The 11,140-nt window shown below is 41.5% G+C and carries 10 protein-coding genes; 4 read left to right on the top strand and 6 right to left on the bottom strand.

What is annotated here, in order from left to right; genetic code table 11:
* Positions 1-256: 256 nt before the first annotated feature.
* The 4 genes from mltA to V7K50_RS26180 all read right to left on the bottom strand — a co-directional run bounded on the left by mltA (position 257) and on the right by V7K50_RS26180 (position 4,413).
* On the bottom strand, positions 257-1,543 hold the full coding sequence (gene mltA / locus V7K50_RS26195; protein WP_334965246.1) for a murein transglycosylase A: 1,287 nt from the start codon (positions 1,541-1,543) through the stop codon (positions 257-259).
* Between the two features lie 3 nt (positions 1,544-1,546).
* A complete protein-coding gene (locus tag V7K50_RS26190) occupies positions 1,547-1,801 on the bottom strand; it encodes a hypothetical protein (RefSeq protein WP_179066232.1) in 255 nt (84 codons plus the stop codon).
* 688 nt (positions 1,802-2,489) lie between these two features.
* Positions 2,490-3,914 carry an NB-ARC domain-containing protein gene (locus V7K50_RS26185; protein ID WP_334965244.1) on the bottom strand — a complete coding sequence of 475 codons (1,425 nt, stop codon included), beginning with the start codon at positions 3,912-3,914 and terminating at the stop codon, positions 2,490-2,492.
* A 346-nt stretch (positions 3,915-4,260) separates the two neighbouring features.
* Complete coding sequence (locus tag V7K50_RS26180) at positions 4,261-4,413, bottom strand: hypothetical protein (protein ID WP_334965242.1); 153 nt, start codon at positions 4,411-4,413, stop codon at positions 4,261-4,263.
* Between the two features lie 548 nt (positions 4,414-4,961).
* Between V7K50_RS26180 and V7K50_RS26175 the strand changes: the two genes are divergently transcribed.
* From V7K50_RS26175 to V7K50_RS26165, 3 genes are all read left to right on the top strand, one after another.
* Positions 4,962-5,501, top strand: a complete 540-nt coding sequence (locus V7K50_RS26175) for a calcium-binding protein (protein WP_334965240.1) — start codon at positions 4,962-4,964, stop codon at positions 5,499-5,501.
* 559 nt (positions 5,502-6,060) lie between these two features.
* Positions 6,061-6,426, top strand: coding sequence for a DUF4278 domain-containing protein (locus tag V7K50_RS26170; RefSeq protein WP_334965238.1), 366 nt, complete (start codon positions 6,061-6,063; stop codon positions 6,424-6,426).
* A gap of 154 nt (positions 6,427-6,580) precedes the next feature.
* Entirely contained in the window at positions 6,581-7,957 is a 1,377-nt protein-coding gene (locus V7K50_RS26165) for a serine/threonine-protein kinase (protein ID WP_334965236.1), read from the top strand.
* Positions 7,958-8,119: 162 nt separating this feature from the next.
* Here V7K50_RS26165 and V7K50_RS26160 read toward each other — a convergent pair whose 3' ends face one another.
* On the bottom strand, positions 8,120-9,034 hold the full coding sequence (locus tag V7K50_RS26160) for a Tll0287-like domain-containing protein (RefSeq protein WP_334965234.1): 915 nt from the start codon (positions 9,032-9,034) through the stop codon (positions 8,120-8,122).
* Positions 9,035-9,216: 182 nt separating this feature from the next.
* Here V7K50_RS26160 and V7K50_RS26155 point away from each other — a divergent pair, with 182 nt between their 5' ends.
* Positions 9,217-10,071: a phosphate/phosphite/phosphonate ABC transporter substrate-binding protein gene (locus V7K50_RS26155; protein ID WP_334965232.1), complete on the top strand. Its 855-nt coding sequence runs from the start codon at positions 9,217-9,219 to the stop codon at positions 10,069-10,071.
* 20 nt (positions 10,072-10,091) lie between these two features.
* Here V7K50_RS26155 and rsmI read toward each other — a convergent pair whose 3' ends face one another.
* Complete coding sequence (gene rsmI / locus V7K50_RS26150) at positions 10,092-10,952, bottom strand: 16S rRNA (cytidine(1402)-2'-O)-methyltransferase (protein ID WP_334965230.1); 861 nt, start codon at positions 10,950-10,952, stop codon at positions 10,092-10,094.
* Positions 10,953-11,140: the final 188 nt, after the last annotated feature.

Here is an 11,140-nt window from a genome sequence, read left to right as displayed (position 1 = left end):
TAATGAGTAATGAGTAATGAGTAATGAGTAATGAGTAATGAGTAATGAGTAATGAGTAATGAGTAATGAGTAATGAGTAATGAGTAATGAGTAATGAGTGATAAGTAATAAGTTTTACTTCTTACTCATTACTTCTTACTCATTACTTCTTACTCATTACTTCTTAGTTACAAGAAAAGCCGTCGTAGAACGACGTAGCTCTAAACCTAATTTTTCGGTAATTATTGATTCTCCCCCATGCCCAATGCCCCATGCCCTATTCTTTGAGCAGCAGATAATATAGTGAACCATTACCGCCTGTGATGCCAGCGCGATCGCCTGCTAGTTTACCAGAACCCATGAAATAATCCACTCGTCCTGGGCCTTTGATGGCGCTTCCTGTATCTTGATCTAGCACAAAGCGGCTGACGGTACGACTCTGTAGTTTACCACCACTGACGGGATAGGGAAATGAGTTGTAAATCAGCGCTAGCGCTCCCGGAGGCATGAGAGATTTATCTGTAGCAATGGAACGTTCTGCTGTCACTGGCACATGAATACTGCCTGTAGCTCCGGTACCACCAGTTTCCTCAAAGAAAACAAATCGTTCCCAGCGTGGCAGATAATTGCTCAACTCATGCGGCTGTTGCCGGAAGTAAGCAATCATCCGTGGTAGCGTCAATCCATTTAGTGGAAGTTTGCCATCTTTGGCTAGTTCTTTGCCGATGCTAGTCCAAGGGTAATCAGTTCCACCGGCATAGCCAATTGATGTTGTCTTGCCATTAGTTAATTTAATTTGGGCAGAACCTTGGATATGTACCATATATGCGTCTAGGCGATCGCGGAACCAAAGCAGTTCTAAACCGCGTAACTGGCTTTTATTCCCTAGTAAACCATCCTTCCCTTCCAAATCAATTCGTTTTGGGTGGGGTTTAGGCCATTGCCCAAAATCAGGTGGTAGCCGATAAAGAGGATATTTATATATTGCAGTTCTGACACGGCTAGCAGTGTAAACAGGTTCGTAGTAAGCAGTAAACTTAACAGTACCCTTGCCATCATTGCCCACGGACTGGTAGAAGACAAACTCCCGGCGGACAGCCGCTTGTAGTTGCGCTGCTGACTTAGAACTGACAACTAGTTGCCGAAAACGTAGCAAACTCCGACGGACGCGATCGAGGGTAATTTCCTTAACTGGATAATTTTGATATGCTGCGATCGCGTCACTCTTGGTTAAGTAAAGCAAACTGTTATCAATGGAAGCCAACAACGCATTGCGATCGCCTCCGGTGGGCGAAGCGCCAACGCCTATTTTACCTCTTTGACCCCAAATTTGGTCATCCCAACCCACTAAGCAAGTTTGCCGGAACTTACAATCGCTGCCGATAGCGATTGGTTTGAGCGCGGGCGTTATCTCAGGAGTGATTGGTACTGCCAGAGGTGGGAGATCAGGATTAGTCGGTATTGGCAACGGCAGTAAGTTAGGAACCTGAGCAACAGCCGTCCAGAGAGGGTTTGCAAGGGCAATTCCCAGACTCAAGGAAAGCAAAGCAAGGGTTTTTTTCATCATTTAGTTGAATCTTTCAACACTGGAACTAAAAACGGGTTCTACCCGGATTGCGACAATCCGAGAAGGGCGTATTACCATATATTCCCCTTGAATATTTTTGATCGGCACACTAATAAAGTCATTAGAAGCAGACTTGGGCACAAGTTCGCCACTATACCACTTCTGAAACTCTTGAATAGTCGGAAAACGTACTTCTTCCCGGTGGCCGCTTTCCAGTAGGAGGAATACGGCATATTCATTTGCAGTTCTAGCCATAAGGTTGGATCATTTAAAAAACATTCAACCCATTGTTAACCACCTAACCTCCGAATGAAAAGGGTAAGCATACGGGAGCAGGAGATTTGGAGGACATCCTTGACAGTGTAAGGTCATAAAAAGTTTGTCAATAAGTAATAGTGCTGAAAATTTTCCCAAAAAAGGGGTAAGAAACACAATTTTAAAACTAGCTACGCCTACGTCTGATTTGAAAAAGCATCATTCATTCTTACCATCAAAGCTACGTACAAAGTTAAATTGAATACCCAGACAATTCGATAATTTATCGAATGCCCTAGCATTGACTAGGGGATATTCAAGAGGTTGTTTGAAAAGTTTTTTTATACGCCTAACTCTTGGAGATACCCCTAAATCCATGCCACTTGATGCCAGTTTGCTCAAGTCGGGAAACCCGCCCACGCGGCTGGCTCCTCTACTTGGGGAGACCCCATCGCTTTTAGCGTCTCCCCTTGGGAGAAGACCGCAGTGGCTCCCCTTCAAAAGGGGGACTTTGATTCCGGTTCCCCCCTTAAAAAGGGGGGTTAGGGGGGATCAACGAGTGCCTAAAATCACACCTAACTACTTTTCAAACAACCTCTTAGACGGGCGACAGCTGATTGCGATTGTTGGGTCTTGTGGTAATGAACTCAAAGAAACATAGTCTTAGACAAAAGTTCCCCTGTTAGTTCTAACTTGCTACCTGACGTTGATGCTCTTGATCCAGAAATGCGCTCGGCTGAAATTTGGCGATTTTCTCGTCAACAATAAAAGATTTGACATATTCAACGATCATCGTTTGGAGAGAGAACAGACCTGATTTGGCATCAATCCACGATCGCGCTTCCAGTAGTTCCAAGGTTTCTAGGAGTTCTTGGGATGAAACAGAGGATGGCATCTTTGTTCGTAGCTGTGAAAAAGAAATGGGTTGACGATTGAGTGCCATACATTGAATCGTTGCTTTCGCTGCATCCGACAGGTGTGCAAATTCCTGGTCTAAACCATTGAAAATTGTACCAAAAACTGTAACTTCTTGTTTTAAAAATTCAGTGATGCTGCCATCAAATAACTGTTGAATCGTTGTGGCAATGCGGTTTAGGACATAGGGATTCCCTGCATAGGATTCGATTAATCGATTCCAGTTATCTGGTCTTCCTCTAAAAATTCCTTTTGTTTTGAAAAGTTCTTGTATGTCTGTCACCTGTAATCCTTGGAGACATAATACTCGCACAGGTCTTGTCTTTCCTTCCAGGAAGGTGATCTCATGGAGTTTGACACGACTAGTCAAGATTAAGCAACTTTGATGGGTGGTTTCTCCCAGTCTCCTAAGTAACTCGCCGTAATCCCCGATGGTTTGGTGCTGAAGCCAGATACAGTCTCTATAGGTGACTTCTGGGGCGGCACGTTCTTGGAAAACTCTGTCAGCACCGTCTAAAACTAGTAAGCAACGATGACGTTGCAAATAATGAATCAGCCGTGAAATTTTGTGATTGAATGGTTCAGGCAGATCGGTTTCTTTTCCATCAGATAGGACGGCAATCAGGTCTGCTAGGAGATCGTTAATTGGAGGATTAGGGAGCAGCGATCGCCAAATTACGAACTCAAACTGATCCTGAAGTTGTTGAGCCAGCTTCACCGATAGCCAGGTTTTGCCGATTCCACCCATACCCAATAGGGTGATGAGACGGCAGGGTATTGGCTCATTTCTAGGAGACTCAGCTAAAATCCAGTGCTTCAGGGTTGCCAGTTCTTCCGTGCGTCCGCAAAAAAGGGATACATCTGGTGCTTCTCCCCAATCAATTTGATTTTTAATTTTTGTGTAGTTTTGCTGCGGGTTGATACCTTGATTGGCAAACTGATAGTCATGAGGTTCTAGTTGTAAGTTGAATGCTTGGAAACAGTACTTGAGGGTTTGCCGATCTACCCCCATTTCACAGGCAAATACCTTTGCTACTGTATCTGGGTCTACCCCTATACGAAAGCCTAAAATTTCAAGAGTATAATGTTTATCGAAATTGTCATAATGTTCTGATTTCGATTTGGCATCTTGGAGTTTCTGCAATCCTTGGGGCGTTAGGATTACACCACGTCTACGACTACTGTGTTGTGATTTCATTGGGAATATTGCAGGTTATAAATGTCTTTTTTTTGGGGTAAGTATGACCGTGTGTAATGCATTGGTAAGATGCAGCAGCAAAGAGGAGATAACTGCCATAAGTCAGTAATAAATAACTTCAGCTGCCAAAGCTATCTACAATTCAATTAAGTCTTGATTGCAAAAGCTGAACTCATTTAAAACATTTGTTAAATAATTATGCTAGGGAACACAGATGCAACGCACTATTCCAGACCGAAAGCAGGTAGGAGTTAAAAAGATGAATAAAGCAAGCAACTTTATCCAGTTAAATTCATGTTACTTGCTTTCTTATCGCACCCACATTAAGTAATTTTACGGTTGGTGATTAAAACTGCGATCGCGAATTGCTCAGTTTTATGGCAATTGCAAGGCTAAGGCTGGTTAAAACAAGGTGAAGTACTGTCAAATTCACAGATGCGATCGCTATTCTCTTGAGTTTTCTGCTAGTCATGGCGATCGCTGATAAGCTAAAACACATCTAATTTGCATATTAAAATTTTCTCAATATCTTGTGGGGTGGGCAACATGAGCGCCTTAATGATGCAACTTAAATGCCGATTAGCTTATCGAAACATTGACTGCTGCGATTGATATTGAGGCATTTCGGCAAATAAGACTGAACAGTGAGCAGCTATCACGGTTTCAGTTGGGGACTCTGGCTCGCAACAGATAACTGTTACAAAATTCCTATATCTGCAACTGCTATCCACAGATTCCCTGGAAAGCGATCGCTATTCTTCTGTTCGCTACAACTTCAACTGTATATTCCTAGAAGCTAATATCAAGTTTTGTAATTGTAGATGCTGAAGTTAAGGTGGGTTCTACCGAACTTAAGGAAGAAGAGGGAATGGAAAATTAAGTTTGGCAGTGACTGAAATAATTACTGTGTCTAGCTTGGGAATATCAAAGTTAATAAGTTTTTAAGTTCGTTCTTAAGTTCGTAAGCTTCGGTTGAGTTAAATGGGCTAAAACCAGAGACTCAATTTTACTAATAACAAATCAAAAAATTTTTAAGGAGAAAGTCAAATGGCTACTTACGGCAGCTCGTTAAGCGATACAATCTATGGGACAAGCGGTAACGACGTTATCTATGGCTATCCCGCTTCCGGCTATGGCTCTGGCTACTATGACTATGACGGTTACGATCAGTTGTATGGCTCTGCTGGTAACGATGCATTATACGGTGGCAATCAGGATGACAGCCTTTACGGTGGGAGTGGCGATGATATCCTCTATGGTGGATCTGGCAACGACCGTCTTGACGGCTATGCAACCAGTGGCGTAGAATACGACACTCTAGTTGGTGGTACTGGTTCTGATACTTTCATTTTGGGCGGTTCTTGGGGTGTTTCATACCAAGGTTTTGGTTACGCTACCATTACTGACTGGAACCCTGCTTCTGATTACATTCAAACCGTTGGTTACTCTAGTTTATACTCTTTCGGGTATGCAGACTATAGTGGTGGTTCGGCTCTAGACACACAAATTTACTATAACAATGACTTGATTGCTAACGTTCAAGACACTACCAATGTCAGTATCTCCAGAGACTTCATCTTTGCCTAGTCAGCACTTTATTTGCCCAGAAATCCATTCGCACTTGAAAGTGTGCAATGGCGTACAGCGCGACAAGATTGAATACCCAGATTATTTGTGATCAAAAATCGTGAATAATCTGGGTTCTTTTATTTTTGCCAAATAGGGATGTTCCCAATAAACTCATTTAAAAGATAAGCTAAACCACATCTAGTTTGCATATTAAAAATTAATATAACTCTTGTGGGGTGGGCAACATGAGCGCCCTAATTATGCAAGGTTATTTGTGGAACAGCTTACTAATGATAATATTAGGTACTTGTATAGTGAATAATTATAGGTATATTTCAATAGGGTTCAGTTAGCGCCAAAAAGCTTAAACTGTGTAAGTTGATTTCAGGAAATAAACCCAACGTTTTCCGTGGTTTGTAGGGTTTCACGACCTTCAACCCAACCTACGATTATCCTTAACAGAAGCGGATTGAATTATACTTAAAAAAAAGTTTTTTTAGTTCTTGCATAACTCTCCAATTAACCTCTGATAAATCATTGGCATTGTTGAACAAAAGTTATTCAGGAGGCAAAAATTATGAAACTTTACTATCGCGGTCTGACCTACGAATATGACCCAAACAAAGTTGGCAGCAAAAAAATAGAACAGCCGTTTCGACCAGTTCCTCGAATTGGGCCAGCTTATATAGCGGTTCCCATTCAGATGCAGTACAAGGTTACATCACGAGGTGTAGGGGCACGGCATTGCCGTGCCCCTACGGGTGTACCTCACGTAAATGATAACTGCTATAATCTGATCTACCGTGGCGTTAACTATCGTGTTGATCCAAATTCCAAATCAGTAGAAGCTCTTCTAGCGCCATTAGACTATAAATTGAGCTTTAAGGGAATCACTTACCTTGTAAGTAGTAAAACAAAATTAATTACACAAATTTTGACTTGAAACCCCTATCCAGTCTAAGAACTAATGTGTAAATGTTTCTGTCCGATTACTTAAATCATCTGGCTGCAAGCTTACCTACTTTCTCCCTCAACAAACCTTGCCAAACCTGGTAGTTATGCCAAGATTAATTTGAGGACTTAAGGCAAGTGAGACAATGTTAGGACAATTATTAGACGGACGTTACCAAGTCCTCCAGGTTTTAGGTGGAGGTGGATTTGGTCAAACCTACATAGCCCAAGATACCCATCGGCCAGGTTTCCCGAAATGCGTTGTCAAACACCTTAAGCCCGTCACTCGTAGTCCAGAATTTCTCGAAACTGCTAGACGGCTATTTACCAATGAGGCAGAAACACTAGAACAACTGGGCAACCATGACCAGATTCCTCGGCTTTTAGCCTATTTTGAAGACAACCAAGAGTTCTTTTTGGTGCAAGAATTCATTGAAGGACATACTCTAAAAGCGGAACTGTTTCCCAATCAACATTGGACAGAGGATCAAGTACTTCAACTGCTCCAACAGGTGTTAGATATTCTACAATTTATTCACAGCCACAACGTTATCCATCGAGATATCAAGCCGGACAATATAATCAGGCGGAAACAAGACGGTAAGTTAGTGCTGATTGATTTTGGCGCAGTTAAACAAGTCCAAACTCAACTGCTTACAGTTGCAGGGCGCACGGGGGCTACTATTATCATTGGTACTCCAGGATATATGTCTACAGAACAGGGACAAGGTAAGCCCCGCCCCAACAGCGATATTTATTCTTTGGGTATTATTGGTATTCAATCGTTGACAGGGTTACATCCAATAAACTTTGAGGAAGATGCAGATACAGGAGAAATTTCTTGGCAGCATCAAGCTAATGTCAGTTCTGGGTTGGCATCGGTGCTATCTAAGATGGTGCTACACCACTTTAAACAGCGCTATCAGTCTGCGGCTGAAGTTCTACAGGTGCTTAAGCATCTTGATACTAAAGTAGAAACGCCATTACCTCAACCACCATCTTTGATACAACCGCCTCAAGCTTCACTTTCTCAACAAAACTCAATTGGATATCCTGCTTCTATCTTGTCTGCGGAAAATTACAGCTGCTTAGAAACGATTCTTTTAGAATTTGTTGGTCCGGTAGCCTCAAGATTACTACGACAAGTTGCGGCATCAGCGCCCAATTTGGAAGAATTAATTAGTCAATTAGCCCTTCATCTTCGAGGAAATCAACAAATTGATTTTCAGAAGAAAACAATGTTTTTACTAGAAAAACCTACTCTATTACAAGAAGTTACTGTTCAGTCTGAAATAAACCCAAATAATTTATCAAGCCAAGAATCTCAAGTAATCAGTGATAGCTTTGTGCATCAGTGCGAGCGAGAATTGGCTGATTTAATTGGTCCAATAGCTAAGTTTTTAGTTAAAAAAGCTGTTAAATCTTCTGGGCAAATTTCTCGTGCAGAGTTTGTGAAAGTTTTAGCATCGCAAATTCCCGAACCTCAAAAAGCTTTACAATTTCAGCAACGCCTACTTTCTTGATTGTCCACATAAGTAGCTGGGCGTAAATAAATTAAAGTTTGTAGTAAGCACTTTAGTCCTGATAATCTTTCTTTTGAGCGATGAATTGCTCACGACAAACTAGGATTTTATTTAATGTTTATTTCATAATCCACAATCTGAAATCCCAAATCTAAAATTGTATCAGTTTTCGCTATTGAGCATCTCCAGAGCTATTTTTAAGCTAGCTTTCATCCGATTAAATGCTTCTGCTAACCCGCCAATTTCATCATTAGAGCTTTCTTCAAAATCAGCGCTCATATCACCAACACTAACTTTTTGGGCGATTTTTTCTATTCTTCTGATGCGCTGAATCACATATTTCGTGATTAAGAAGTTAATTAAGAAAACGACGAACGCAAAGATCGCAATTAAAAGTCCCATTATCAATATCCAACTTCGTTTGGCATTGGCAAAAATCTCTTGAGAAGGAATAGAGATTATTTGGGCAGAAACAATCTGATTGAGTTGCCAACCAAAACCATTTTCTGAGCCATACATTGCCAACTGACTTTTAGGAGCCTGATCTGGTGTAGAATGACATCGCAAGCATTTCTGTTGGGTAATCTTTAGTGGTCGCGCAATGTAAAATACTTCACCTTCTGGCAAGTTACGAAAGCCTTTAATTTCTGGAGTGTTGGGTTCGTTGCGAAAACGCTTTACAAGTTGAGTTTCAAAATTATCAGCTTTATCCGCTAAATTGGTTGGATTAAGTGTTGCATCTTTATGAAAAAAGTTTTTAAATTTAGGCTTTTTACGAAAATTCTCAAAAACCTCTTTAGAAGAAAAAGTTGGTACGACTTCAGGCATGAAGGTTGGGTTAGTACCTAGTTTAGGTTCTAATAAGGGATCTATCCGATTTTGTGTATAATCTCTAACTGCGTTCACCATTTGGATGAGAATCTGCGCTTGAGAAGCTACTTCATTTTGCGCCCTCCCTTGAAGTACACTGGATAAGCCAACGCCACTCCCCACAATACTGACGATGAAAACTAATATTAAAAGTAAGTTAAATTTAGCACCTATTTTTAAGTTTTTTAACGTAATATTGTTTAACATAACCTAACCAATGAAGATGGTATCTGAGTTTGTCTAATATTTATTTATACCTGTTATAAAGCATCTCTACAGGATTTAAATAAATATTAATTTTTTGCCGCAATATCACCTATTTAGGCAGCAGTCAAACTTAATCTAAATTAGTCTTAAGAGTCAAGTTACTTCCTTAACCATAATTAGTGATGTTTTTGCGATTTCCCCGTCGGTTATTTCTGTTTCATCTGCTAGGTTTTACATTTGTTGCTTGCAAACCACAAAACGGGTTTGAGGGCACTTTAACTGTTGGTGTGATTAACTATGGTGGAGGCGAACAGGTAATTAACCAATATGCTAAATTTAATAGTTACTTGGGTGAAAAAACAAACTCATATATTCAGCTAGAGCCTGTTTTTAATGAAAATAGAGCGGTTGAGCGCCTTCAGGCTCGTGCTTGGTCGTTGGTATTTGCTCCACCGGGTTTAGCAGCTATTGCGATCGCCCGCCACCAATATGTTCCTCTGTTTCCTTTAATCGGTATTAGTAATTTGCGTTCTATCTTCGTTGTTCGCAAAGACAACCCAATCACCGACTTGAAGCAGCTACAAGGTAAAACAGTGGCTTTAGGGCAGCTAGGTTCAGCAACAGGATATTATTTTCCTCTTTACAATCTTTATGGTACAACACTAGCTGAGATCCTATTTGCACCCACACCTAAGGCCGCGCTGGAATTGGTCGCTCAAGGAAAAGCGATCGCTTGCGCTGTCTCGGAGGCTGAATTGAGTCTCTACGCTTCACAGTTTGCCCCAACGGAATTTCGCATATTATTTAAAGACCCTCACTATGTACCATTAGGTGTGGTCTTGATTGGTCCGAATGTAGAACGTAACCGTCAAGAGTATATCCGTAAAATAATGAGTGATTCGCCTTCAGGTTTAGCTGAAGAGGTGGGATATGTACCCAATGGACAAGTACCAGATTATAAATACATGATTTCTGTGGTTGATCGGGTAAGCTCGATTAGTTCTAAGCTGCAAATAAAGCCTGTGCGTTTATTTTGAGTAAATTAACAAAATAGAATTCAAGACTCAGGATTGAGGACTATAGAAAGAGCTAGTTGATAGAGTTGGCGACGGGGAATAAAGGTAGCTTTTGCTAACTGACGGCTAGCTTGCGATCGCGATATTCCCTGACTAATTAATTGTTTTAATTCGGCTTTTACTTCCTCTTCTGTCAGCTGGGGCTGACTGAGTGGAATTCCTGCCACGACTAATGTATATTCACCTTGGGGTTCTCGTTGGGTGTAGTGAGCGATCGCTTCGGCAATTGTCCCCCGCCAAAATTCCTCATACAATTTAGTTAACTCCCGTCCTAGCACAATTTGGCGATCGCTTCCCCAAACATCTGCCAAGTCTTGCAAAGTATCTCGCAAGCGGTGGGGCGATTCATAGAAAATCAATGTGCGAGATTCGGTTTGCAGAGATTCTAAATGTTCTTGTCTCTGTTGAGTTTTCGCTGGGAGAAAGCCTTCAAAGACAAACCGATCTGTTGGTAATCCAGCTGCACTCAAAGCGGTAATTGCTGCACTAGCACCAGGAATGGGAACCACGGGAATTCCCGCCTCAATACAGGCTTTCACCAGTTCATATCCCGGATCGGAAATACCCGGCATCCCCGCATCACTCACCAGAGCGATCGCTTTATGATTAACTAAATGCTCTAATAATTCTGGAATGCGGCTGGTACGATTGTGTTCGTGGTAACTTACCTGGGGGGTTTTAACTTGAAAATGCTGTAGCAGTTTCCCTGTATGACGGGTGTCTTCCGCCGCAATGATATCGACAGTCTGTAAAATTCGCACCGCTCGAAAGGTTATATCTTCCAGATTGCCAATTGGTGTGCCGACAACGTAAAGTGTTCCTGGTTTTGGATCGGTTTGCATGAGGAAGAGTTAGGAGTTAGGAGTTAGAGTTGGGAATTGGGAGTTTGCAGTTAAAAATAATAATTTATGCACCTATACGAACATATATGACACGTGACAACTCTCACCGCTAACTGCAAGCAGTGTAGCGGGAGCATCTCAGATTTACATCTCTAGACTTGCTGCTTCACGGGCTGACTAATGTCTAA

Origin of the sequence: Nostoc sp., from assembly GCF_036917135.1 — a bacterium.
Taxonomy (GTDB): domain Bacteria; phylum Cyanobacteriota; class Cyanobacteriia; order Cyanobacteriales; family Nostocaceae; genus Nostoc.
The sequence above is the reverse complement of the archived record's forward strand: the minus strand, read 5'-3'. Positions and strand labels throughout refer to the sequence as shown.